The sequence below is a fragment of the Pseudodesulfovibrio cashew genome, from assembly GCF_009762795.1.
GTDB classification, from domain to species: domain Bacteria; phylum Desulfobacterota; class Desulfovibrionia; order Desulfovibrionales; family Desulfovibrionaceae; genus Pseudodesulfovibrio; species Pseudodesulfovibrio cashew.
Genome location: NZ_CP046400.1, coordinates 2,568,649 through 2,591,094, shown reverse-complemented (window position 1 = coordinate 2,591,094; position 22,446 = coordinate 2,568,649). Strand labels below are relative to the sequence as shown.

Genomic DNA, 22,446 nt, shown 5'->3' with positions numbered 1-22,446 from the left:
TTAACCAGTATATATATAGACAGAGCAAAGAGCGCAACACCCTTGTTACAGGATGAGCGCTCTTTGCTATGAATAGCTTAAGCTGCTGAAGTTACTTAACTTCAACTTCGGCGCCGGCTTCCTCGAGCTGCTTGGCAGCTTCGTCGGCCTCTTCCTTGGAAACGCCTTCCTTGAGAGCCTTGGGAGCTTCGTCGACCAGAGCCTTGGCTTCCTTGAGGCCCAGGCCGGTGATGGCGCGGACAGCCTTGATGACGGCGATCTTGTTGCCACCGGCGCCCTTCAGGACGACGTCGAACTCGGTCTGTTCCTCAGCGCCACCGGCATCGCCGCCAGCGACGGGAGCGGCGACAACGGCAGCGGCGGGAGCAGCAGCCTCAACGCCGAAGACGTCTTCGAGCTCTTTGATGAATTCGGACAGTTCCAGGACGGTCATGTTGCCGATGAACTCGACAACCTGTTCTTTGGTGATATCAGCCATGATAAATTCTCCTTGGAAATCGATTCGCTTTGAACCTGGTTTACGCGGCTTCCTTCTGTTCCTTGATCGCAGTCAAGGCATACAGGAATTTGCGTTCGATGTTTGCGAACAAGCAAACGAAATTGCGCGGTACGGCCTGCATGGTGCCGAGTACGGAACTCAGAAGCTCAGGCTTGCTGGGCATCTTGGCGAGTTCCTTCACGCCGTCGTTATCAAGAAACTTCCCTTCAAGAGAGCCGAAACGGATGGAGAACAGCTTGTTCCCCTTGTCAAAATCGGCCAGCACCTTGGCCAGGGCAACGGGATCATCGTAGCCCAGCGCAACGGCGCAGTTCTCTTTAAAGTGTTCGCTCAGGTCACCGTGTGCGGTGTCCTTGAGAGCCAACCGGGCCAGGGTATTCTTGACGACTTGGTAGTCAACGCCGGCTTCGAAGCACTTGGCGCGGAGGACGGTAAGTTCCTCGACGCTAAGTCCCTTGAAGTCGGTGACGACGGCAATGCTCGCCCGCGCAGCTTTTTCGTTCAGCTGCTCGATGATCTGGGCTTTTTCTTGCCTGTTCATCTACCACTCCTCGTCTAGGCCCGGAAAGCAGGTCAAAGCGTTGTCTGAGCGGGATTTTAAGAGGGGCACAGCCCTCACCCGCCGTCTCTGACTCAACTTCCCGTGCGTTATCTACAGGATGCCCCGGGAGAGACATCCGGCATACCATTGTTGTTTAGGCTTCCAGGAATTTCCTGACGGTCAGGGGGTCGATCTTGACGCCCGGGCCCATGGTGGTGGAAACGCCGACAGCCTTCATGTAGGTTCCCTTGGCGGAAGACGGCTTGAGGCTGACGACCTTGTTGAGCAGGGTCTTCAGGTTCTCACACAGCTTCTCGGGGCCAAAAGAGACCTTGCCGATGGGGGCGTGCAGGATGCCAGCCTTGTCGACCTTGAACTCGACCTTACCGGCCTTGAGCTCGGACACGGCTTTGGCCACATCCATGGTCACGGTGCCGGTCTTGGCGTTGGGCATCAGGCCTCGGGGACCGAGCACTCGACCAATCTTGCCGACCACGGCCATCATGTCCGGGGTGGCGACAGCCTTGTCAAAGTCCAACCAGCCGGACTGGATCTTCTCGACCAGTTCGTCGGAACCGGCAAAGTCGGCTCCGGCTTCCTTGGCTTCGGCTTCCTTCTCGGGCTTGCAGAAGACGGCCACGCGGACATCCTTGCCAAGTCCGTTAGGCAGGGAGACGGCGCCACGGATCATCTGATCGGAATACTTGGGATCAACACCGAGGTTGATGGCCACGTCCACGGTCTCGTCGAACTTGGCGAAGGCGCTTTCGACAGCGGTCTTCACGCCTTCCTCAACGGAAACGCGCATGACGGCATCACGATCACCGACGGCATTGCGATATTTTTTTCCATGCTTAGGCATTGCTTGTAACCTCACTAGCCCTTGACTTCGAGGCCCATGCTGCGGGCGGTGCCCTCAATCTGCAGCATTGCGTTCTCTATGTCATTGGCGTTCAAATCGACCATCTTCAACTCGGCGATCTCCTTGATCTGGGCCTTGGTGACCTTGCCGACCTTTTCCTTATTGGGCTCACCGGAACCCTTCTCGATCTTGGCCGCCTTCTTGAGGAGAACGGCCGCCGGAGGAGTCTTGGTGATGAAGTCGAAGGAACGGTCTGCGTAAACCGTGATGACGACGGGGATGATGAGTCCCTTCTGGTCCTGAGTCTTGGCGTTGAACGCCTTGCAGAATTCCATGATGTTGACGCCGTGCTGACCCAGAGCCGGACCGACCGGCGGAGAAGGGTTGGCGCCGCCAGCGGGAATCTGCAGCTTGATCTTTCCTAATTCTTTCTTGGCCATTGTATTCCTCGGTGAGAAATTTCGCAGTTAGCGAGTATATTGCGGGCTAGCCCTTGTCCACCTGGACGAAGTCCAGCTCGACCGGCGTCTGGCGCCCGAAGATAGAGACGGAAACCTTGAGCTTCCCTTTGTCGTAGTTGACTTCCTCCACAACACCGTTGAAGCCGCTGAACGGGCCGTCGATGACCCGAACCTCGTCGTCGCGCTCAAAATTGAACTTGGGACGAGGCTTCTCCTGGCGGCTCTCCATCATGTTGAGGATGTTTTCCGCCTCGCTGTCACGCATGGGGGTGGGACGGTTCTTGCCGCCCACGAACCCGGTGACGCGCGGGATGGACTGGATCAGGTGCCAGGAATCATCCGTCAAGATCATCTTGATCATGATGTAGCCAGGGTAAAACTTCCTGGTGGACGTCTTGCGTTCACCCTTGACCATTTCGACGATCTTCTCGGTGGGCATGACGACCTCTTCGATGAGGCCCTTGTCCTGCCCGGTCCGCATCATCTCGCGAACGGTCTGCTCCACGCGCTGCTCGAACCCTGAATAGGTATGAACAATGTACCAGCGGGCGCGGGGGGAAGCATTTTCCATATTGGCATCCATGTTAATCCAGCCTTTGCTCGTAAAAGGGACTTAGGAAAGTATGGCCTCGACGATCTTCGAGAGCGCGAGGTCGACAACACCCAAGTAGATGGCGATGACGACGCTCACGACCAGCACGGCCACACACGTGGAGATGGTTTCCTTGCGGGTCGGCCAGACAACCTTCTTCATCTCCACCTTGGATTCATCAAAAAATTCAGTGAATTCCTTGACCTTGGTGACGACGATATTTGAGGAAGCCTGGGCAGCCTGCTTCTCGGCAGCTTTCTTGCCTTTCTTCTTGGCCATATTTCTTTTTCCCGAATTATTGAGCGGTTCGCGGGGCCTTGGCCGCTCAGGCCAAAGCCCCGCTACGCGCTTCAAAGACTAAGGTTGGCAGGGGTAGAGGGATTCGAACCCCCAACATCCGGTTTTGGAGACCGGCGTTCTAGCCGTTGGAACTATACCCCTGCTCTATCGAAACTACTTGGTCTCTTTGTGGACAGTGTGCTTCTTGTCCCAGGGACAATACTTCTTCACTTCCAGTCGACCGGTAGTATTCTTCTTGTTCTTCTGCGTAGCGTAATTCTTACGCTTGCACTCGGTGCACTGCAGCTGAATGTTGATGCGCATGATTACTCCATGATCTCGGTGACGACACCGGCGCCGACGGTGCGGCCGCCTTCGCGGATGGCGAAGCGGAGGCCGACTTCCATGGCGATCGGAGCGATCATCTCGACATTGAAGGTGGCGTTGTCGCCGGGCATGACCATTTCGACACCCTCGTCCAGGGTAACGACACCGGTAACGTCAGTCGTACGGAAGTAGAACTGCGGACGGTAGCCGGAGAAGAACGGGGTGTGACGGCCGCCCTCATCCTTGGACAGGACGTAGACCTCGGCCTTGAACTTGGTGTGCGGGGTGATGGAACCGGGCTTGGCAGCAACCTGGCCGCGTTCCACTTCGTCACGCTTGATGCCGCGGATCAGGAGACCGACGTTGTCACCGGCCTGGCCCTGGTCGAGCAGCTTACGGAACATTTCGACGCCCGTGCAGGTGGTCTTCAGGGTGTCCTTGATGCCGACGATTTCGATTTCGTCGCCGACCTTGATGATGCCGCGCTCCACACGACCGGTGATAACGGTACCACGGCCGGAGATGGAGAAGACGTCTTCCACGGGCATCAGGAACGGCATGTCGATGTCACGCTCGGGCTCGGGGATGTAGCTGTCGCAGGCGTCCAACAGCTCGAAAATGGGCTTGGCGGCTTCGTCATCGACGCTTTCGCACTCGAGGGCCTTCAGAGCGGAACCCTGGATGACCGGAATGTCGTCGCCGGGGAAATCGTACTTGTCGAGAAGCTCACGAACTTCCATCTCGACCAGCTCGAGGAGCTCTTCGTCATCGACCATGTCGCACTTGTTCAGGAAGACGACCATGGCGGGCACGCCGACCTGACGGGCGAGCAGGATGTGCTCACGAGTCTGGGGCATGGGACCGTCAGTGGCGGCGCAGACCAGGATGGCGCCATCCATCTGAGCAGCACCAGTGATCATGTTCTTGATGTAGTCGGCGTGACCGGGGCAGTCCACGTGAGCGTAGTGACGGTTGGCGGTCTCGTACTCGACGTGAGCGGTGGCGATGGTGATGCCGCGCTCTTTCTCTTCCGGGGCCTTGTCGATTTCGTCGAAGGCGACGAACTCGCCGTTGCCGGCCATGGCGGCCAGCTTGGTGATGGCGGCGGTCAGAGTGGTCTTACCGTGGTCAATGTGACCGATGGTACCGATGTTAACGTGAGGCTTGCTACGTTCAAATTTAGCTTTACCCATTTTGGATCCCCCTAAACGTAAAAGTTGTGTAGGTTTTAATTACTTATAATACATAATTAACAAAGCCATGAACCCAGGGGATCCATGACCGGGCTTGTGCCGGTATCGCTCGCCCTACGGGGGCAGCGGGTGCCTGCTGACCGGGTTGCGCCCGGATTTTAAGGAGTATGGGTGACTGGATCAGGCAGAACGTGGAGCGGGAAACGGGACTCGAACCCGCAACCCTCAGCTTGGAAGGCTGATGCTCTACCAATTGAGCTATTCCCGCTCACTATCCGTAGTCACCAAGGGTCTCCATTAGGACCCTCTCCTACAGCGCGGCTTATGAAATTTGTGGTGGTGGGGGGAGGATTTGAACCTCCGAAGGCGTATGCCGACAGATTTACAGTCTGTTCCCTTTGGCCACTCGGGAACCCCACCATTCGTCTTATGGAGCTGGCGATGGGACTTGAACCCGCAACCGGCTGATTACAAATCAGCTGCTCTACCAATTGAGCTACGCCAGCCCGCCAGGAACGAAGTCTATATCCATCAATATTTCAAAAAGCAAGCGTTTTGATCAGCTTTTTGCGCCCTGTCCGGGCGGAGCTGCCTTTCGCTCGAAGACGGGCGTGTTTAAGTTGGAAACCGGACTTTTGTCAACCCTCCCGCTTTATTTTTTTCAAAATATTTCGGCAGCCACCCCTTTTCGCATATCACCATATATAAGACAAGGCGAGTCCCCAACTCGCTAATGTACTCCCTGGATGTTGCCCCCTTTTTTCTTTGACTCGTTCCATGGCAATCATTATGTGCTTCTCACCATGAGCGCGTTCAACATCACTCCCGACATTCCCTGGCTGGCCCCGCTGGCCGGCTATTCCGACCTCCCTTTCCGCCTGCTGGCGAAACAGTTCGGCTGCGGCGTGTGCTGCTCCGAAATGGTCAGCGTCAAGGGACTGGCTTTCAAAAACGCAGGCACGAAGAGGCTTATCGCCACCTGCCCCGAAGACGACCCCATGGTCCTGCAGCTCTTCGGAGCCGACGAACAATTCTTTGAACCGGTCATGGATAAGCTGCTGTCCTTGGGCCTCCGAAACTTCGACCTCAACTCGGGCTGCCCAGTGCGCAAAGTGCTCAAGTCGGGATCGGGTTGCGCCATGATGATGGACCTGGATAACCTGGTGAATATCGCTTCGATCATGGTCCGAAAAGCCGCACAGCACCCGGAGGGCGGCCGAGTCGGCGTCAAGTTCCGCCTCGGCTTCAACAAGGGCGAAAACGTTTATCTCGACCTCGCCCGGCGTCTCGAGGACGTCGGCGTTGACTGGGTCACGCTTCACCCGAGATACGGGAAGCAAATGTTTTCGGGCAAGGCGGACTGGTCCAAACTCGCCCTGCTCAAGAAGGCCGTATCCATCCCGGTCATCGCCTCCGGCGACCTGTTCAGCGCCGAGGATGGACACCGCTGCATCGAGGAAACCGGTGTGGACGCAGTCATGTTCGCCCGAGGAGCCCTGTACGATCCTTCCATCTTCGCCCGCTTCACTGCCCTGCGCAAAGGCGAGGACCTGCCTCCCCGCGACGGAGCGTTCCTGGCAAATATCGTCCGGGAACATATCCGTCTTACTCGGCAATACGAGGGCGATGGCCGCTCCTTCCGCAAGATCCGCTCCATTATCCCACGCTATGCCAAGGGGCTCAAGGGAATCCGCACGTTGCGCGCCTCCCTGCTGCAATGCGAAGACTGGGCCGCGCTGGAAGAGGCGGCCGCGACCATCGCCTCCCTGGAGCCCGCAGACGGGCTGCCCGGGGAAACTCTCATTGACGACCTTTGCTGCTAACGGTTACAAGCACTGCAATACTGCGAAACTCTTTCCTTACCCATGCATCCTAGGGAGCGGTGAACCCATGGCGAGCACGGCAAATGGCATTCTGCTTGAAGCGGGAACCAACGAACTTGAAATCGTCGAATTCTATCTTGAGGAAGAACCCAAGGAGAGTGACGACCCGGAACTGAACCAGGAAGAGGCTTTCCCCGACGAAGAGGGCAAGGGCAAAAAGGCCAGCCGCAAAAGCTTCTACGGAGTGAACGTCGCCAAAGTCCTGGAAATCATGCGCATGCCCGAAGTGACGGAAATGCCCGAGGTCGCTCATGAGTCCGTGCTTGGAGCCTTCAATCTCCGGTCGCGGATCATCCCCCTGCTCGACCTGTCCATCTGGCTCAAGAAAAAACGAGTGGAAAACGAACCGCCCAAGGTCATCGTCACCGAGTTCAACCAGGTGACTTCGGCATTCATGGTTTCCGGCGTCACCCGCATCCACCGTATCAGTTGGGAAGACGTGGAAGCGCCCAATAAATACGTCTCCGCCCTGTCCAGCGACTCCATTACGGGCGTGGTCAAGTTCGACAAGCGCATCGTCTTCATCCTCGACCTGGAGCGCATCGTCTCGGAACTCAACCCCAGCATGCGCCTCAAGCTCGACGACAACTTCGTGATGGAAAGCCACTCCGGCTACAAGGCGCTCACTGCCGACGACTCCCCGCTTATCCGGGAAATGATCCGGGACATGCTCAACCAGGCCGGATTCCGTGTGGAGAAGACCACCAACGGCAAGGAATGTTGGGACCGCCTCCTGGAACTCAAGGCTCTGGCCCGGGAAGAGGAGCGGCCCATTACCGATTACGTCCAAGTCGTAATATCCGACATCGAGATGCCCATGATGGACGGCCACCACCTCTGCAAGCGCATCAAGGAAGATCCCGAACTCCGCGACCTTCCGGTCATCCTCTTTTCCTCGCTGATCACGGAGAAACTCCGCCACCGGGGCGAGACAGTAGGGGCAGACGACCAGATTTCCAAGCCGGAGATAACCCAGCTGGCCATGCGTGCCGCTGCGCTCATCCGCAAGGCGGCGAACGAAGACTTCTGATCCTGATCGGCAAGAAGAAAACAAAAAGAGGCCCCCGGAAAACCGGGGGCCTCTTTTTGTTCAAAAGGATGGACAGTTAACAGATACGCGGCAGCTGTTCGCCCTCCAGCATGTTCAGCAGCCGCTTGCCGCCCAGTTGGGTGACCAGCACGACCTTGCCGGGGTTGGCGTCGGTCATGGTCCCGATACGGCAGGCGTCGCGACCCAACGGGTCGGCGCGCATGATCTCCAGTGCCTTGTCCGCGTCCTCCTGAGGCACGATGCAGAGGAACTTGCCCTCATTGGCCAGATAGAGCGGGTCCAGGCCGAGGATGGAGCAGCCGCCCCGGACCTCGGGCCGAACGGGCAGATCGTTTTCCACCAGCTCGCAGCACACGCCGGAACTGGCGGTGATCTCGTTGAGTGTGGTGGCCAGGCCACCACGGGTGGGATCGCGTAGCACGTGCACATCGGGCAGTTCCCGCACCAGCCTGACCAGCAGGTGGTTCAGAGAGGCGGAATCGGACTCGACCTTGGCCTCGAAGTCCAGCCCCTCGCGAGTACCGAGGATGGTCAGCCCATGATCTCCGATGGTGCCCGAAACGAGCACAGCATCACCGGGCCGGGCTCTGTCACCGCCGGGGGACGGATCAACGATGATCTCACCGATGCCCGTGGTGTTGATGAAAATCTTGTCCACCGCGCCCTTGGGCACGACCTTGGTATCGCCTGTGACGATCTGGACCCCGGCGTGTTCAGCGGCCTCCCCCATGGAGGCCACAATGGTCTCCAGGTCGTCCATGGGGAGCCCCTCCTCAATGATGTATCCGCAGGTGAGATAGCGCGGCACCGCGCCCATCATGGCCACGTCATTGACAGTGCCGTGCACGGCCAGGGAACCGATATTGCCGCCGGGGAAAAAAATGGGATCGACGGTGAAGGAGTCCGTGGACATGGCCAGCCGACCGGACAGGGATAGTTCCGCCGCGTCATTGAGCCGGTTGAGTTCATCGTTGCCGAGGTACTTGAGAAAGAGTTCCGAGATGAGGCGCTGGGAAGCGCGTCCGCCGCTGCCGTAATCGAGAAGAACCTTATCGCTCATGAACTAATCCAATTTATATTTGTAATAGGCGGCACAGCTGCCTTCGGTGGATACCATGCACGGGCCGACCGGGTTGGCCGGGGTGCAGGCCTTCTTGAACAGGGGACATTCGTCGGGCTGCTTGATGCCCTTGAGGATCTCGCCGCATTTGCAGCCGGGCAGCGCGGGTCCTTCCTCTATGGTGATGCCGAATTCCTTCTTGGCGTCGAAGCCTTCCCACTCCTCGCGAATCTCCAGACCGGAGCCGGGAATGAGACCGATGCCCCTCCACAGGGCGTCCACCGGTTCAAAGACCTCGTACATGATCTCGCTGGCCTTGAGGTTGCCTTCATCACTGACGATGCGGGTGTAGTTATTGGTCACGTGCGCTTCGCCCGCGTTGCGCCAGCCGATCATCTGGTCCAGGGACTGAAGGATATCCAGCGGCTCGAACCCGGTGACCACGGCGGATTTGCCATACTTCTCGGCTATGAACTTATATGGCTCCAGCCCGATGATGGCAGAAACATGGCCGGGCAGGATAAAACCGTCAATGCTGGTCATGGCGTCAGTCAGCAGTGCCTCCAGGGCCGTAGGCACGGTCTTGTGGAAGCAGAGCACGCGCAGGTTCGTTATGCCCTGGGCCTTGGCCATCTTCATAGTGCCCGCGATGGTCGGAGCCGTGGTCTCGAAGCCGACGCCGATAAAGACCACCAGATCGCCGGGATTCTCCTTGGCGAGCTTGAGGGTATCGAAAGGCGAATACACGACTTTGACCCGCGCACCGTCGGCCTGGGCCTTCTTCAGGTTGCGCCCGCCGTGCCCCGGCACACGCATCAGGTCCCCGAAGGTGGCCATGATCACGTTGTCCCGGCCAGCCAGGTCCAGAAAGGCATTCACCTCGGACTCGTGGGTGACGCACACGGGACACCCCGGGCCGCTCAGGTGAACGATCTCCTCGGGCAGCAGGGAGCGCAGTCCGCTCTGGAAAATGGCCACGGTGTGGGTGCCGCAAACCTCCATGAAGCGCAACCCGCCGTCCAGTTCGGCCCGCATCTTGTCCAGTATCTTCCGGCACAGGGCCGGGTCTCGAAATTTCTCCAACAATTCGAAGCTCAAATCAACATCCTCACACTTGGTTTCAGGTCCCGTCCTACAGGGTCAGAACCTTCCATATACCTCTTTACCCAAGTGGGCAAATAAAACCCGGAGCAGCAAGGGCTTTCCTGCCGATAAACGCTTTTCACAGGAAACCTGCCCGAAAAACAACACGATTCCCGCCCGCACGTGTCTTTATTTTTCCCCTGTCTGCTGGTATGCTTGAGCCGTTGGGCCGCAATAAGGCGGTCCGCCCAAACACTCCCGCCAGCCAGCCAGAATGAACAGCAACGTCAAACCGGAAATCGTCGGGGAAATCCCCGTCTGCCCGCTCCCGGCCCCACCCCCGGTGATCATCGACCCGACGCTCCCCGTGCCGGACGACCGGGAGTGCGCTACGTATTGGGAGCGCTACAAGATGCTGGACAACGTGGCCGAGCATAGCCGGGAGGTGGCCAGGGTCGCCACCTTCGTGGCCGAACGAGGCAAGGCCCTGGGGTTGAACGTGGATGTCGCCACGGTCCGCGCCTCCGCGCTGCTGCATGACATCGCTAAAACCTACACCATCCGGCACGGCGGCAACCACAGCCAGCTCGGCGGGGCGTGGACCATGGACATTACCGGCAACCCGGCCATTGCCGTGGGCATCACCCACCACGTCTACTGGCACTTCGCCATGGATATCGATAAGTATTTCACGCCGCTCGCGGTCATTTACGCGGACAAACGCGTCCGCCACAACAGACTCGTGTCCATTGAGACACGCTTCAAGGACCTGACTTCGCGCTACGGCATCAACGACTACATACGCCGGCGTATCGAGATCACGCGTACCCAGTCCGTGGATCTGGAAAATCTGCTGAGCGACACCCTCGAGGTAAACTTGAATGAATGTGATTTTGATAGCGGGCGGTTGGTCTGACGAACGGGAAGTCTCCCTGGTCGGCGCCCGGAAGATCCATGAGGCCCTGAACGAACTGGGCCACGACGTCACCCTCTTCGACCCTGCCGAGGACTTCAAGAACCTGCTCTCCCTTGCACGGGAGGCGGACTTCGCCTTCATCAACCTGCACGGCGCTCCCGGCGAGGACGGGCTGATCCAGGCGGTGCTGGACAAGGCGGGCTGCCCCTACCAGGGGGCCGGAGCCGCCGCCTCCTATCTCGCCCTGAACAAGGCGGCTTCCAAGGAGGTCTTCCAGGACAGGGGCATCAACACCCCGGACTGGCAGTTCGTCACGCCGGTCCAGGGCAGGGACACCGAACTGGAACTGGAGTTGCCGGTCTTTGTCAAGCCCAACAAGGGCGGCTCAAGCCTGGGCATGTCCCTGGTCAAGCGGGCCGAAGACTTTCCGGCAGCCTTGGACAAGGTCTTCGCCATGTGCCAGTCCGCTCTGGTGGAACGGTTCATTCCCGGCGTGGAGCTGACCAGCGGCATCCTTGGAGATGAAGCGCTTCCCCTGGTCATGATCACGCCCAAAAGCGGCGCGGATTTCTTCGACTACGAGAACAAGTACGCTGCCGACGGGGCCGAAGAAATCTGCCCTGCCCCGGTGGACGAGGCCGTGACCAGGACGGTCCAGGCGCAAATGAAGGTGGCCCACGAGGCCCTAGGCCTGTCCGGCTACAGCCGGGGCGACTTCATCCTGACCGAGACCGGGGAGACCTATCTGCTGGAAGTCAACACCCTGCCCGGCATGACCCCCACCTCCCTGCTCCCCCGAGCCGCCGACGCCGTGGGGCTGTCCTTCAACGACCTCATCGCGCGCCTCATGGAACTGGGCATCGGGGAGCGGGGCTAGATGAACCGGACGCTGCTGAACGCAGCCCTCTCGGTCTACGATCTCGGGTGGAAGGCCGCCCTCCCCCTGCTGAGGTTCAATCACCGCCTCAAGGATGGCTGGGAACAGCGCACCCTGTCCGGCGGCCTGCCCGCCCCGGCCCACCTCTGGATTCAGGCGGCCAGCGGCGGCGAGGCTTATCTCGCCTGGGCCGTGCTCAAGGAACTCGTTCCCCTTCCCAACGAAACACTGCGCGTGCTGGTCACCACCAACACCCGCCAGGGGCACGAAATTCTGACCAATGCGGCCAGGGAAATCCACTCCACAAGAAAGGGGATTGCCGTACAGCCGTGGTATTTTCCCTTTGACTCCCCGGGGCTCATGCGCCGGACAGTCCGCCACGTGCGCCCAAGTGCAGCCCTGATTCTGGAAACGGAAATCTGGCCCGGCTTCCTGTCGGCCTGCCGGGAATCAGGCGTGCACGTGCTGCTGGCCAACGGGCGAATGACAAGCAAGAGCCTGGGCGGCTATCTGGCCTGGCCCGGCCTGTTCCGCGCCCTGGGCCCGGAGCGCATCATGGCCGTATCAGAGACCGACGCCCGCCGCTTCGGCACCCTGTTCGGACGCGAACGGGTATGGGTCATGCCCAACATCAAATTCGACCGCATGGCCGGAGCCGGCCCGCTTGCGCGCAAGGACAACCCCCTCAGAGAAATCATCCCTGATCGCACCAATTTCGTGGTCTTCGGCTCGGTGCGAAAACAGGAGAAAATCGAGGTGGCCAAAATCGCCGCCGCGCTCATGCGCTACAAGACCGGCACCGTCATTGGTCTGTTCCCACGCCACATGCACCACATGCCGCTATGGGAGAAAGCCATGAACGAAGTGGGAGTGACCTGGACCCTGCGCTCCGCCCTCAAGGGCGCGGCCAGCCCCGGCACAGTGGTCCTGTGGGACACCTTCGGCGAACTGGTCCCGGCATACGGCCTGGCCAAAACCGCCTTTGTGGGCGGCAGCCTGGCCAGGCTGGGCGGGCAGAACTTTCTGGAGCCCCTGACCTGCGGGGTCACTCCGGTCATCGGCCCCCACTGGAAGAACTTTGCCTGGGTTGGGCGGGAAATCGTCGAGTCCGGGCTCGCTCTGGAAGCCGAGGACGCCGAGCACGCCCTGAATCTGCTCATTGAAGTACTGGAAAAAACGCCGCCCCGAAGCGAGGTTGCGAGCCGGGCAAAGGCCTACATCCGCGACCGCCAGGGCGGCGCGAAAGCTACGGCCAAACAGGTTGCCGATTTTCTCAATAAGGTTTAATTAGCGTCAACGCAAAACGATGAGCAATTTTCCCGAGTGTCACGGCATCATTCCGGCGAGGTACGAATCCTCCCGTTTTCCGGGCAAACCCCTGGCGGAGATCATGGGCAAGCCCATGTTCTGGCACGTCCATGATCGGGCGAGCCGCTGTCCGCACCTGAAGAGCGTGACCCTGGCCACAGACGACGTGCGCATCCGGGAGGCCGCCGAGGCCCATGGCGTGCCCGTGGTCATGACCTCCGCCGTGCACAGATCCGGCACGGACCGGGTCCTTGAGGCGGCGAGAACGCTCGGTCTGGACAACGACGCGGTAGTGGTTAATATCCAAGGTGACGAACCATGCCTGGAACCGGCCATGCTCACCGACCTGCTCACGCCCTTCGCCTCCCCCAGGGTGCGCGTGGCGACCCTGGCCACGGCCATGGGATACGAGGACGCCCAGTCCCCGGACAGAGTCAAGGTGGTGCGGGCCGCCAACGGGCGGGCGCTGTACTTCTCCCGGGCCCTGGTTCCCCACGACCGGGACGAAAAAGTGCACGGATTTCTGCTGCACATCGGACTGTACGCGTTCCGCATGGAAGCGTTGCAGCGCTTCGGCGAACTTGACCCGAGCCCGCTGGAGCAACGCGAAAAACTGGAGCAACTCCGTCTGCTTGAGGACGGCATCGATATTTACGTGACCGAGACCACCCACACCTGCCATGGCGTCGACCGGCCGGAGGATCTCGAAAAAGCGAAGCAAATTCTGGAGAACACTTGATGAAAGCAATCCTGGCCCTCGAAGACGGCACCATTTTCAAGGGAAAGAGCTTCACCGGCGACGGCGAGGCGAGCGGCGAGGTCATCTTCAACACCGGCATGACCGGCTACCAGGAGATCCTCACCGACCCCTCCTACACCGGGCAGATGGTCACCATGACCTACCCGCTCATCGGCAACTACGGCGTCAACCCGGAGGACGTGGAATCCCACAAGGTCCAGGTCGGCGGCTTCATCGTCAAGGAGTGCTGCAAGAAGCCGAGCAACTGGCGTTCCGCCATGTCCCTGCCCGAGTACCTGACCGAAGTCGGAGTCATGGGCATCGAAGGCATCGACACCCGCGCCCTGACACGCCATCTGCGCCTGCACGGCGCCCAACGCGGCTTCATGGCCACAGGCGATGTGGACCCGGCAGAACTGGTGGAAAAGGCCCGCTCCATTGAAAACATGGAAGGCCTCAACCTGGCTGACCGGGTGACCTGCAGCAAGCCATACACCTGGGACGGCAAGAAGCCGGTGTACATCGACGACCTCAAGGACTTTTCCTGGAAAGGCACCGGTCCCAAACTGGCCGTCTACGACTTCGGTATCAAGTGGAACATTCTCAGGCTCATGGAGGCCGAGGGTTTCGACATGCTCGTGCTCCCCTCCTGCGCCACCGCGGCGGAAATCCGGGAACTGGGTCCGGACGCCATATTCCTGTCCAACGGCCCCGGCGACCCGGCGGCGGTAACCACGGCAGTCGAGGCCACCAAGGACCTGTACAAGGACTACCCTGTCGCGGGCATCTGCCTGGGGCACCAGATCCTAGGCCTGGCCATGGGCGGCAAGACCTACAAGTTGAAGTTCGGCCACCACGGCTGCAACCACCCGGTCATGGATATGGAAACCGAAAAAATCGAGATTTCCTCTCAGAACCACGGCTTCTGTGTAGACATCGCCGGGCTGGACTTTCTGGAAACCACCCATATCAACCTCAATGACCAGACCCTGGAGGGCTTCCGGCACAAGGAACGTCCCCTGCTGGCTATCCAACACCACCCCGAGGCAGGGCCCGGTCCTCACGATAGCCGCTATTTCTTCAAGCGCTTTCGTGATATGGTCAAGGAAAGCACTGGGAAATAACACTGCCGTACACAACCGAACAAGAGGCGCGCACCCATGTCCAATCAGCTCATCCAGTCCCGCAAACGGCTTAACTCCGTTTCCACCCTGCTCAAGAAGGGCAAGTACATGCCCGCTGTCCAGGCGCTCCATGACGGGTTGATTCTGTTCCTTAAGAACCCGGTCATGAAAAATGAACGCGTCGAGTTCGAGGACATCCTGACCAAAGCCACGCAGACCCTGAACAATGACAAGAAGATCAGGGAAGTCTATCCGTTGATCATCAACTACGAGCCGGGCAAGGAACGCGCCCTGCTCGATGCCATGCGCGAACTGCTCCAGGAACTGCAAAAGGACATCAACGACTCGGTTCAGGCGATCATGGCCCAAAAGAAGGCCGCCATCGAAAAGGGTCAGGAGCACCTTGATAACGAGCAGTGGGACGATGCCAAGAAGATCTTCGACCAACTGGTCCTAGACTTCGGCGGCGACGCGGACCTCAAGGCGGACATCGCGGACCGCTATCTCCACGCCGGAAGGTACAAGGAAGCCTTCCACATGCTGGACGGCGCGCTCAAGGACGACCCCAACGCCATCCATCTCTACAACCGCATCGGCATGGTCCTGCGGAAGATGGAAGACTACGAAACGGCGGAAAAGTACTACCTCAAGGCCCTGAGCCTGACCAGCGAGGACGAGTACCTTCACTACAACATCGGTCGTCTCTACTACGACTGGAAGAAGTGGGACAAGATGGCCCTGGCTGCGCAACGCGCCGTCAACCTCAACCCCGAATTCGCCGAGGCAGTGAAGATGCTTCGCTTCGCGCAAAAGAAGCTTTCGTAACCGCCGACGAAATTTCCGAAGTAGATAAAAAATACTTTACCAAGACTTTTGCGGTTGGTATCGCCCTCCCTTATTCTATACTGATCAGGGGGGATAATATGAACTACTGGACGGAAATTGGCTGGGTGATCTTGCCCATGATCGCCGCCGAAATTCTTTTTGCCGCAGTGATGGCCTGGCTCTCTCAAAAAACCTCCGGCAAAACAAACCGGTAAAGCAGACCTTATTCGCAAAAAAGCCGGAACCTGGCGGTTTCCGACTTTTGTACGGACAAATCCACAAGTCCCGCTATCCCCTTTCCCCTCGGAAACGGTCTAGCGTTCCTTTCTCTCAAGACCTTCGATGATTGAGGCGGCAGTGGTCAGGTCCTCCGCCACATGGTCGATCATTTCAGGGCAGCGTCGCGCGTGGTCGGCGCCCTTGCCGGTGAGCACCATGATGGTGGTCGCGCCCACGCTTCGCCCCACGCCCATATCCGCTGTCTTGTCGCCGATCATATAGCTCTCGGCTGGATCGAATCCGAGTTCGAGCGCAGCAATCTCCATCAGGCCGGGTGCCGGTTTCCGACATTCGCAAGCCTCTTCCGGTGAGTGAGGACAATAATAGACGCCGTCTATGCGCACGCCCTCCTCTGCAAGCAGTTCGCGCATCCGATCATTACAGGCATGCACCGAGGCGTCGTCGTAATAGCCGCGCCCCACGCCACTTTGGTTGGTGAGCACTGCCAGCCCGAAGCCAAGGTCACGCATCCGGCGCAACCCCTCGACCGCGCCGGGCAGCAACTCCACGCCATCCGGGTCGTGCAGGTAGTGCTTGTCCGCGATGATGGTGCCGTCACGGTCGAGCAGAATATATCGCTTTGCCATGCGGCTAACTCCCTGCTGCCACCAGCCGCCTGAGCATGTCGTAGGCGGCCTGAAAACTCTTGATGGACGCCTTGCCCGTTCCCGCGATGTCGTAGCCGGTGCCGTGGTCAGGCGAAGTACGCGGACAGGGCAGCCCCAGGGTAACGTTCACCGCCTCGCTGAAATGCAACAGCTTGAGGGGACCCAACCCCTGGTCGTGATACATGGCCAACACGGCGGGATAATCTCCCTTGGCCGCGAAATGAAAAAGCGTGTCCGCGGGGATGGGGCCGGCCACATCCAGGCCTTCCCTGCGGGCTTCTTCAATGGCGGGCTCCACGGTCAGGGCCTCCTCGTCTCCGATCCGGCCGGACTCCCCGGCATGGGGATTCAAACCGCAGACCGCCACCGGACCGGCAAATCCCATGGCCCGTACGAAAGCGTCCGTCAGCCGCAGGCAGTGCAGGATGCGCTCGCGAGTGACCAACCCGGGTACGTCCCGAAGGGCCGGGTGAGTGGTCACAAGGCTGACCCGCAGCTTGGGCGCGGAAAGATTCTCTGGATCATGTCCGCAAAGATGCATGCAGACCTTGTCCGCCCCCACGCCGAGCCGTTCCGCCAAAAATTCCGTATGACCGGGAAAATCGAACCCCGCCAACTGGAGCATGGCCTTGTTCAGCGGGCAGGTCAGCAACCCCTGCACCGTCCCGGAGCGCAGCAGGGCCACGGCGACTTCCATGCTTTCTCCGGCGGCCTTGCCGCCCTCCACCCGCTGCTCGCCCAGGGGAAACTCGAGCCCGGCCAGCTGCGGCGGTTCGTATAAATAGACGCCCGCGTCCCGGGTGACGACGTCGTCGGGCCGCTCCAGACGCTCATGAAAGGGAACAACGCCACAGCGCTCATCTTCGCGAAGCAAGGGAGCTTCAGGGCCGATGAGCAGGACCCGCTCATCTTCACGAACGCCTGTCTCCTTGAAGTGCCGGGCCACCAGTTCCGGGCCAAGGCCGCAGGGGTCGCCCAGGGTAATGCATATTGTCCGCATATATATGTACCTTTGATTTCTTATCATTGCCGCCGTAGCCCCGCTACTAGAACGGGCGGCGCCATATCAGCGAAGATTGAAGCGGTCGTGGCGCGCCAGAAAGTCGGCCAGGATTTTACCGTGGTCAAAAACCGGCTCGGGCCATCCGCCCAAGGGAAAGATTCTTGCCTTGCCCGCGTCGTCTCCCGCCGCCAGCGCATCGGGATTCCGCGCCACGCCGGTGTAGACCACGCTCATGGTGTGCTTCCTGGGATCACGTTTGGGATCGGAATACACGCCAAGAAGTCCGGTCAGGATAACGTCCAGCCCGGTCTCCTCCTTCATCTCCCTGACGGCGGCGTGTTCGCAGGTCTCGCCTTCGTCCACGAAACCGCCGGGCAGAGCCCAGCCATAAGGCTCGTTCATGCGTTCGATGAGAACGACCCCGTCCACCCCGTCAGCGCCGCCGGGCACGAGGATGACCACGTCCACCGTGGGCGTTGGATTGGCAAATAAAACGATATCCTCCCCGCAGTGGGGGCACGGCTTTCTCACTTCCATGGCTGTCCGCTCCTGTTCTGGTAACTGCGTACGGCGCGCCTCCTGGCTCACCGGGCCGCACCGTTGTACCAGAGGCCGGAGAAAACACCAACCGGCATCAATCGCCGGAATCCGATGAGGTATCGAGAGGTAGGGAGAAACAGAAGGTAGCGCCCTTCCCGTATTCGGACTCGACCCAGACCCGTCCCCGGTGGGCCAGAACGATCTTGTGCACGATAGCCAGTCCAAGTCCGGCCCCGGATTCCCCGGCCGTGGGCTGGACGCTGGTTTTCCTGAAGGTCTGGAACAGCAGATCGGCCTCGTCTGGCGGGATGCCCTGCCCGTGGTCTGTCACGCAGATAACGGCATGGCCATCCTCTTCCCCCATGCTGATCTCGATGACCTCGCTGACCGGGGAGAACTTGATGGCGTTGGACAACAGGTTGTCGAGAACCTGCCCCACCCTGTTGCGGTCGAAACGAAACTCGCGCACGTCTTCAAGCGTCCGTTTAAGCAGGATGTTCTTCCGCTTTGCGGCAAACCCCTGGATTCGCAACCGCTGCTCCACGACCTCCCGCAGGTTACGCTGATCCAGCACGAGCTCGAGCTTGCCCGACTCGATGACCGAAATGTCCAGCAGATCGCTGACCAGGGCATTCATCTGCCTGTTGGCGGTCCTGATGTACCCGATGATCTCACGCTGCTCCTCGTTTATCGGACCGCACATGTCGCTGAGCAGCATCTCGGCCAGCCCGTTGATCCCGTTGATGGGACTGCGAAGATCGTGCACGGCCATGCCCAGGAACTGGTTCTTGACCATGTTGGCGTCCCGCAGGGCGCGCATGGAATCCAGCATCTCCACGTTGTGGTTGATGCGGCAGAAAAACCCTTCCACCTCGAAAGGCTTGGTGATGAAATCGTTGGCGCCGTTTTTGAGAAACCGGGCCGTGAGCATGGTGTCCGAGACCGAGGAGAGACCGATGACGGCCATGGTCTCCTTGGAAAACTTCTCCCTGATCCGCTGGGTGAGTTCGATGCCGTCCATGCCGGGGAGAGCGTAATCGATGATGACCAGGCCCACATCGTCCTGCTGCTCCAGGATACGCAGGCCGGACTCGGCATCAGGCACATCGATAACCTTGAACATCTGGCGATGGAGCAGGCTGCTCACGTACAGGCGGGACAGCTCGGAATCCTCGACCACCATGACTTTGGTGCTTCGGTTGCGGTACAGCCGGTCGATGTAGGCCAGAACGTTTTCGACCGCATGGGCGTCCTTGACCAGATAATCGATGATTTCCTTGGACTGCATGCGTTCACGGGTGGTCTCCGTGAAATCCGAAGTCAGGACGAGGCTCGGCACCCGCATGGAGCAGAAGAGGTCCACGATCTCCCCGGAAGGGGAACCGGGAAGATTGAGATCGAGAATGGCGAGAAAGATATCTCTGGAATGCCAATCCAGATATTCCCTTGCTTCCTCATAGGAGGCGACCATTTCTATCTGGAAGGCGAAGGCGCTCCCGATGGCGCGCTTGAGTTCCCCGCGGACGAGCTTGCTGTCCTCGACGATAAGCAGGATAGGCGGGGTTTGGGATACGGCTGCGTGCTTCACTCGTAATTCTCCCTTCAAACCATGCCTTAGCACAGCAGCACCAGTACGGAAAGGTTCTTATTCAACTCGAGCGATGGAAACGGAGAACCCTTTGTCGCACAGCATCTTGACCGATACGGCGCCCTCTCGGATCACTTCCAGTCGATTGAACTCCAAAACGCGGATGACCGTGGAGGCCTTGCCGCCCTTGGGCCACGGCGGATCAAGGTAGGCGGCCCCTGCCAGGGCCAGAAGCTCCGGATCCAGATCCTCGGGCAGAGCTGCCGGAGGCCTGCCGCTCATGTTGGCAGACGTGGCGACCACGGGCTTTCGCATGCGTTTGGAAAGCTCCGAGGCAAACGGATGACCGCTCCAGCGCACCGAGGTGTAGCCCTGCTCGTCGGAAAGGGCCGAGGGAAGCGAGGGCAACGCCTTGACCAGAATGGAAAGAGGTCCGGGCCAGAAGGAACTGGCCAACTGCTGCAGCACGGCGGGACGGTCGTTGGTGACCAGACCGAGCATGTCCACTCCGCCGATGATCAGGGGAAGGGGTTTGTCGGCTGCTCGGGCCTTGATGCTGATGACCTTGTCGCAGGCTTCGGCATTGGTTCCGTCGCAACCCAGCGCGTAGAGGGTCTCAGTGGGGTAGACAACGGTCTCTCCGTTGTTCAGGGCTTTGATCAGGCTCTGCAAGGCTTCCTCCGATTTCCCATCATGCGTGTCCGGGAGGGACACGTCCGATTGTGATCTGGCCGACTTTGTATCCCCGAAACCCGTCCCGATCAACAGAAAAAGTACCGGGAAGCATTATCTTTCGTACCACTCGGCCCTGAGCTCGGCGAGTTCGTCCTCGTTGAACGACGGCTGGTCGTACATCCCGGCCCGCTGCCTCTGGGTGGAGGCCTCGTAGAGTATAATGGCGGCGGCCACGGATACATTGAAGCTCTGAACCATGCCAAACATGGGTATGTAGATTTCATCCGGGACCAGCTCGGCGATCTCAGGGGCGGTACCGTTGTGCTCGTTGCTCAGGATGACCGCCGTGGGTTCGGTCAGGTTGAATTCCATCACCGGTCTGGCCGAGGCGGAGAATCCGGTCCGAAGAACCTGCTTGCCTTCCTTTCTGAGCCCGGCGATCATTTCTCCGGCATCGAGGTGCCTGGTTCGACGCACCCACTTCTTTGCCGACGCGGAGCTTTTCTTGCCCAACTCGGGCCACTTGGAGGTGGTGTAGTAGAGATGCACGTCGGCTACACCGAACGCATCGCAACTGCGCAGCACGGCGGAGACGTTGTGCGGGTCCCAGATATTGTCCATGACCAGAGTCAGATTCTTCTGGCGCTTGGCCAGGACCGCGTCGATACGTTCTTTTCTCGCTTGTGTTATTTGACGTCGCATGGTCGGCTTGGTAGCCGATTGTCCCCTATTTTAGCAAGTCCCTGCCGGGCAACCGTTCTGGACACAAGCCGTTGTCCGGACGGGGAAAGTATCTACCAAGACGCTTCAACCCGACGTAAACACGGGCAAAACTGAGGCCATACCCACGGCGGACGGCATGAACGAACCCGGCACCCGCAACAACATGATACCGTTATATTTTTCATCAACTTATTGACAAATTTTTCGATTACATAGGAAAAGATTAATCGAAGCCTCTTTTATTGATCCAACGGAGGAATTGCATGAGAGCCCTCATTGTCGAAGATGAATTCCTGAGCCGCAAGATTCTCAGGTCGTTTCTTCTTCCCCTGTTCGAAATTGAAGTCGTGGTCAACGGGCGCGAGGCCGTGGAGGCCTTCAAGCTGGCGCATGCTGAAAACAAACCCTATGACCTCATCCTCATGGACATCATGATGCCGGAAGTGGACGGCATGGAAGCCCTGGCCAGAATCCGGAAGATGGAGCTCGAAGAGAATCTCCGTCCAAGGGCCAAGGTAATCATGACCACGGCCCTGGACGATCCGCAGACGGTCATCAAGACCTTCTATGACGGAGAGGCCTCCGCCTACATTGTCAAACCGGTGGTCAAGGACAAGCTCTACGAAGAACTGCAAAAACTCGGACTGCTGCACAGCTGAGACAGGACGTGCCATGAACGACGATCCGATGATCGAGGAATTCTTTTCCGAGGTAAACGACAAGTACTACCCGCAGGTCATGGAAGGCCTTGAGATGCTGGAGGGTGACGACGTCGGCTCGGGTATCGAGATACTCGCCCGCCCGCTACACACCATCAAGGGCGTGACGGGATTCATGGCCGGTTTCGAACCGGCGTCCCATTTCACGCACAAGATCGAAGACTTTCTCAAGAAGGTCCAGGCCGGCGAGGTCGAATCCTCCCCCGAGAACCTCACCCTTCTCGCGCGCGGCGTAAACATGATCTTCCAGGTTCTGGAGCAACTTCGCGACAACGACGTTGACGAAGAGGAGCAGGAAGAAGTCCTCGCCCTCATCATGGAGGCGTCCAGCACAGGTCAATCCGACGTCGGCCCCGCCGGTGCGGGCGTGGAAGTGGAGACCCGCGACCAGGTGACCATCCTCCGGGTCAAGGACCCCCGCGTCCACCTGGAGTCACAGTACAAGCCGATCATGTCGGCCATCATGTGCGTGGAACCGGGAGACCGCATTCTCCTCGATCTTTCGGACGTCCTGACCTTCGGCTCCACAGCCTGGGCCGCCGTGGCCAGCATGGGAACCACTTTCAAGATTGCGGCCTGCCACCTTTCGCCGGATGCGAAACAGATGCTCTACGGCTGGGGATTCGATAACACCATCGCCATCTACCCTGACGAAGACACCTACTTCACGACGCAGTAACAGCAAGGAAAG

At 59.3% G+C, this 22,446-nt stretch carries 26 protein-coding genes and 4 tRNA genes; 10 read left to right on the top strand and 20 right to left on the bottom strand.

The genetic code is table 11. The features are described 5' to 3' along the window. Positions 1 to 91 precede the first annotated feature (91 nt). The 12 genes from rplL to GM415_RS11600 form a co-directional block, all read right to left on the bottom strand. Positions 92 to 478 (bottom strand): 50S ribosomal protein L7/L12, encoded by a 387-nt coding sequence (rplL, locus tag GM415_RS11655; protein ID WP_158948350.1) that lies wholly within the window; start codon positions 476 to 478, stop codon positions 92 to 94. Positions 479 to 518: 40 nt separating this feature from the next. Then, the gene (gene rplJ, locus GM415_RS11650) at positions 519 to 1,040 is read right to left on the bottom strand and encodes a 50S ribosomal protein L10 (protein ID WP_158948348.1); all 522 of its coding nucleotides are present in this window, start codon (positions 1,038 to 1,040) and stop codon (positions 519 to 521) included. Between the two features lie 154 nt (positions 1,041 to 1,194). Continuing rightward, the gene (gene rplA / locus GM415_RS11645; RefSeq protein WP_158948346.1) at positions 1,195 to 1,902 is read right to left on the bottom strand and encodes a 50S ribosomal protein L1; all 708 of its coding nucleotides are present in this window, start codon (positions 1,900 to 1,902) and stop codon (positions 1,195 to 1,197) included. Positions 1,903 to 1,916: 14 nt separating this feature from the next. Then, positions 1,917 to 2,342, bottom strand: coding sequence for a 50S ribosomal protein L11 (gene rplK, locus GM415_RS11640; RefSeq protein WP_158948344.1), 426 nt, complete (start codon positions 2,340 to 2,342; stop codon positions 1,917 to 1,919). Positions 2,343 to 2,388: 46 nt separating this feature from the next. Beyond that, positions 2,389 to 2,946, bottom strand: coding sequence for a transcription termination/antitermination protein NusG (gene nusG, locus GM415_RS11635; RefSeq protein WP_158948342.1), 558 nt, complete (start codon positions 2,944 to 2,946; stop codon positions 2,389 to 2,391). Between the two features lie 30 nt (positions 2,947 to 2,976). Beyond that, a complete protein-coding gene (gene secE, locus GM415_RS11630; protein ID WP_158948340.1) occupies positions 2,977 to 3,234 on the bottom strand; it encodes a preprotein translocase subunit SecE in 258 nt (85 codons plus the stop codon). Between the two features lie 85 nt (positions 3,235 to 3,319). Continuing rightward, a tRNA-Trp gene (locus GM415_RS11625) sits at positions 3,320 to 3,396 on the bottom strand. Positions 3,397 to 3,408: 12 nt separating this feature from the next. Then, positions 3,409 to 3,558 carry a 50S ribosomal protein L33 gene (gene rpmG, locus GM415_RS11620; RefSeq protein ID WP_158948338.1) on the bottom strand — a complete coding sequence of 50 codons (150 nt, stop codon included), beginning with the start codon at positions 3,556 to 3,558 and terminating at the stop codon, positions 3,409 to 3,411. A 2-nt stretch (positions 3,559 to 3,560) separates the two neighbouring features. Beyond that, positions 3,561 to 4,754 (bottom strand): elongation factor Tu, encoded by a 1,194-nt coding sequence (gene tuf / locus GM415_RS11615; RefSeq protein ID WP_158948336.1) that lies wholly within the window; start codon positions 4,752 to 4,754, stop codon positions 3,561 to 3,563. Between the two features lie 192 nt (positions 4,755 to 4,946). Next, a tRNA-Gly gene (locus GM415_RS11610) sits at positions 4,947 to 5,022 on the bottom strand. Between the two features lie 66 nt (positions 5,023 to 5,088). Beyond that, a tRNA-Tyr gene (locus tag GM415_RS11605) sits at positions 5,089 to 5,174 on the bottom strand. Between the two features lie 10 nt (positions 5,175 to 5,184). Then, positions 5,185 to 5,260, bottom strand: a tRNA-Thr gene (locus GM415_RS11600). Positions 5,261 to 5,557: 297 nt separating this feature from the next. Here GM415_RS11600 and GM415_RS11595 point away from each other — a divergent pair. After that, positions 5,558 to 6,577: a tRNA dihydrouridine synthase gene (locus tag GM415_RS11595; protein ID WP_158948334.1), complete on the top strand. Its 1,020-nt coding sequence runs from the start codon at positions 5,558 to 5,560 to the stop codon at positions 6,575 to 6,577. A gap of 67 nt (positions 6,578 to 6,644) precedes the next feature. Continuing rightward, positions 6,645 to 7,667 carry a chemotaxis protein gene (locus tag GM415_RS11590; RefSeq protein ID WP_158948332.1) on the top strand — a complete coding sequence of 341 codons (1,023 nt, stop codon included), beginning with the start codon at positions 6,645 to 6,647 and terminating at the stop codon, positions 7,665 to 7,667. A 76-nt stretch (positions 7,668 to 7,743) separates the two neighbouring features. On the opposite strand, the gene hypE is transcribed toward GM415_RS11590, so the two are convergent. After that, entirely contained in the window at positions 7,744 to 8,748 is a 1,005-nt protein-coding gene (gene hypE / locus GM415_RS11585) for a hydrogenase expression/formation protein HypE (RefSeq protein ID WP_158948330.1), read from the bottom strand. 3 nt (positions 8,749 to 8,751) lie between these two features. Beyond that, positions 8,752 to 9,846, bottom strand: a complete 1,095-nt coding sequence (hypD, locus tag GM415_RS11580; protein WP_158948328.1) for a hydrogenase formation protein HypD — start codon at positions 9,844 to 9,846, stop codon at positions 8,752 to 8,754. A gap of 259 nt (positions 9,847 to 10,105) precedes the next feature. Here hypD and GM415_RS11575 point away from each other — a divergent pair, with 259 nt between their 5' ends. From GM415_RS11575 to GM415_RS11550, 6 genes are read left to right on the top strand one after another with little or no spacing between them, the layout of a single operon-like run. After that, a complete protein-coding gene (locus GM415_RS11575; RefSeq protein ID WP_158948326.1) occupies positions 10,106 to 10,747 on the top strand; it encodes an HDIG domain-containing metalloprotein in 642 nt (213 codons plus the stop codon). Then, positions 10,713 to 11,624 carry a D-alanine--D-alanine ligase family protein gene (locus GM415_RS11570; protein ID WP_158948324.1) on the top strand — a complete coding sequence of 304 codons (912 nt, stop codon included), beginning with the start codon at positions 10,713 to 10,715 and terminating at the stop codon, positions 11,622 to 11,624. Before GM415_RS11575 ends, GM415_RS11570 begins: the two co-directional genes overlap by 35 nt. After that, positions 11,625 to 12,911, top strand: a complete 1,287-nt coding sequence (locus GM415_RS11565) for a 3-deoxy-D-manno-octulosonic acid transferase (RefSeq protein WP_158948322.1) — start codon at positions 11,625 to 11,627, stop codon at positions 12,909 to 12,911. Positions 12,912 to 12,930: 19 nt separating this feature from the next. Then, entirely contained in the window at positions 12,931 to 13,671 is a 741-nt protein-coding gene (gene kdsB, locus GM415_RS11560; protein WP_158948320.1) for a 3-deoxy-manno-octulosonate cytidylyltransferase, read from the top strand. Next, a complete protein-coding gene (gene carA, locus GM415_RS11555; protein WP_158950904.1) occupies positions 13,671 to 14,795 on the top strand; it encodes a glutamine-hydrolyzing carbamoyl-phosphate synthase small subunit in 1,125 nt (374 codons plus the stop codon). The genes kdsB and carA overlap by 1 nt, the downstream gene beginning before the upstream one ends. A gap of 36 nt (positions 14,796 to 14,831) precedes the next feature. Further along, positions 14,832 to 15,620 carry a tetratricopeptide repeat protein gene (locus GM415_RS11550; protein ID WP_158948318.1) on the top strand — a complete coding sequence of 263 codons (789 nt, stop codon included), beginning with the start codon at positions 14,832 to 14,834 and terminating at the stop codon, positions 15,618 to 15,620. 314 nt (positions 15,621 to 15,934) lie between these two features. Here the strand turns inward: GM415_RS11550 and gmhB are convergent, their stop codons facing one another. The 6 genes from gmhB to GM415_RS11520 form a co-directional block, all read right to left on the bottom strand. After that, the gene (gene gmhB, locus GM415_RS11545) at positions 15,935 to 16,486 is read right to left on the bottom strand and encodes a D-glycero-beta-D-manno-heptose 1,7-bisphosphate 7-phosphatase (RefSeq protein WP_158948316.1); all 552 of its coding nucleotides are present in this window, start codon (positions 16,484 to 16,486) and stop codon (positions 15,935 to 15,937) included. A 4-nt stretch (positions 16,487 to 16,490) separates the two neighbouring features. Beyond that, on the bottom strand, positions 16,491 to 17,507 hold the full coding sequence (gene pdxA / locus GM415_RS11540; protein ID WP_158948314.1) for a 4-hydroxythreonine-4-phosphate dehydrogenase PdxA: 1,017 nt from the start codon (positions 17,505 to 17,507) through the stop codon (positions 16,491 to 16,493). Positions 17,508 to 17,573: 66 nt separating this feature from the next. Next, on the bottom strand, positions 17,574 to 18,047 hold the full coding sequence (locus GM415_RS11535; protein WP_158948312.1) for an NUDIX domain-containing protein: 474 nt from the start codon (positions 18,045 to 18,047) through the stop codon (positions 17,574 to 17,576). A gap of 97 nt (positions 18,048 to 18,144) precedes the next feature. Then, positions 18,145 to 19,638 (bottom strand): hybrid sensor histidine kinase/response regulator, encoded by a 1,494-nt coding sequence (locus GM415_RS11530; protein ID WP_158948310.1) that lies wholly within the window; start codon positions 19,636 to 19,638, stop codon positions 18,145 to 18,147. 57 nt (positions 19,639 to 19,695) lie between these two features. Beyond that, a complete protein-coding gene (locus GM415_RS11525) occupies positions 19,696 to 20,352 on the bottom strand; it encodes an L-threonylcarbamoyladenylate synthase (protein WP_277872922.1) in 657 nt (218 codons plus the stop codon). A 72-nt stretch (positions 20,353 to 20,424) separates the two neighbouring features. Next, on the bottom strand, positions 20,425 to 21,015 hold the full coding sequence (locus GM415_RS11520) for a TrmH family RNA methyltransferase (RefSeq protein ID WP_158948306.1): 591 nt from the start codon (positions 21,013 to 21,015) through the stop codon (positions 20,425 to 20,427). Positions 21,016 to 21,299: 284 nt separating this feature from the next. On the opposite strand from GM415_RS11520, the gene GM415_RS11515 reads away from it, so the two are divergent. Both GM415_RS11515 and GM415_RS11510 read left to right on the top strand, forming a co-directional pair. Next, a complete protein-coding gene (locus GM415_RS11515) occupies positions 21,300 to 21,695 on the top strand; it encodes a response regulator (protein ID WP_158948304.1) in 396 nt (131 codons plus the stop codon). A gap of 13 nt (positions 21,696 to 21,708) precedes the next feature. Continuing rightward, positions 21,709 to 22,434 (top strand): Hpt domain-containing protein, encoded by a 726-nt coding sequence (locus GM415_RS11510; protein ID WP_158948302.1) that lies wholly within the window; start codon positions 21,709 to 21,711, stop codon positions 22,432 to 22,434. Positions 22,435 to 22,446: the final 12 nt, after the last annotated feature.

Bases quoted from the DNA above. Each gene is read 5' to 3' on its own strand.
- GM415_RS11535 (WP_158948312.1), bottom strand. From the start codon at position 18,047: ATGGAAGTGAGAAAGCCGTGCCCCCACTGCGGGGAGGATATCGTTTTA.
- rplL (WP_158948350.1), bottom strand. From the start codon at position 478: ATGGCTGATATCACCAAAGAACAGGTTGTCGAGTTCATCGGCAACATG.
- rplK (WP_158948344.1), bottom strand. From the start codon at position 2,342: ATGGCCAAGAAAGAATTAGGAAAGATCAAGCTGCAGATTCCCGCTGGC.
- gmhB (WP_158948316.1), bottom strand. From the start codon at position 16,486: ATGGCAAAGCGATATATTCTGCTCGACCGTGACGGCACCATCATCGCG.
- rpmG (WP_158948338.1), bottom strand. From the start codon at position 3,558: ATGCGCATCAACATTCAGCTGCAGTGCACCGAGTGCAAGCGTAAGAAT.
- nusG (WP_158948342.1), bottom strand. From the start codon at position 2,946: ATGGATGCCAATATGGAAAATGCTTCCCCCCGCGCCCGCTGGTACATT.
- GM415_RS11550 (WP_158948318.1), top strand. From the start codon at position 14,832: ATGTCCAATCAGCTCATCCAGTCCCGCAAACGGCTTAACTCCGTTTCC.
- hypE (WP_158948330.1), bottom strand. From the start codon at position 8,748: ATGAGCGATAAGGTTCTTCTCGATTACGGCAGCGGCGGACGCGCTTCC.
- GM415_RS11520 (WP_158948306.1), bottom strand. From the start codon at position 21,015: ATGCGACGTCAAATAACACAAGCGAGAAAAGAACGTATCGACGCGGTC.
- rplJ (WP_158948348.1), bottom strand. From the start codon at position 1,040: ATGAACAGGCAAGAAAAAGCCCAGATCATCGAGCAGCTGAACGAAAAA.
- tuf (WP_158948336.1), bottom strand. From the start codon at position 4,754: ATGGGTAAAGCTAAATTTGAACGTAGCAAGCCTCACGTTAACATCGGT.
- rplA (WP_158948346.1), bottom strand. From the start codon at position 1,902: ATGCCTAAGCATGGAAAAAAATATCGCAATGCCGTCGGTGATCGTGAT.
- GM415_RS11515 (WP_158948304.1), top strand. From the start codon at position 21,300: ATGAGAGCCCTCATTGTCGAAGATGAATTCCTGAGCCGCAAGATTCTC.
- kdsB (WP_158948320.1), top strand. From the start codon at position 12,931: ATGAGCAATTTTCCCGAGTGTCACGGCATCATTCCGGCGAGGTACGAA.
- pdxA (WP_158948314.1), bottom strand. From the start codon at position 17,507: ATGCGGACAATATGCATTACCCTGGGCGACCCCTGCGGCCTTGGCCCG.
- GM415_RS11575 (WP_158948326.1), top strand. From the start codon at position 10,106: ATGAACAGCAACGTCAAACCGGAAATCGTCGGGGAAATCCCCGTCTGC.
- secE (WP_158948340.1), bottom strand. From the start codon at position 3,234: ATGGCCAAGAAGAAAGGCAAGAAAGCTGCCGAGAAGCAGGCTGCCCAG.
- GM415_RS11510 (WP_158948302.1), top strand. From the start codon at position 21,709: ATGAACGACGATCCGATGATCGAGGAATTCTTTTCCGAGGTAAACGAC.
- GM415_RS11565 (WP_158948322.1), top strand. From the start codon at position 11,625: ATGAACCGGACGCTGCTGAACGCAGCCCTCTCGGTCTACGATCTCGGG.
- GM415_RS11595 (WP_158948334.1), top strand. From the start codon at position 5,558: ATGAGCGCGTTCAACATCACTCCCGACATTCCCTGGCTGGCCCCGCTG.
- carA (WP_158950904.1), top strand. From the start codon at position 13,671: ATGAAAGCAATCCTGGCCCTCGAAGACGGCACCATTTTCAAGGGAAAG.
- GM415_RS11570 (WP_158948324.1), top strand. From the start codon at position 10,713: ATGAATGTGATTTTGATAGCGGGCGGTTGGTCTGACGAACGGGAAGTC.
- GM415_RS11590 (WP_158948332.1), top strand. From the start codon at position 6,645: ATGGCGAGCACGGCAAATGGCATTCTGCTTGAAGCGGGAACCAACGAA.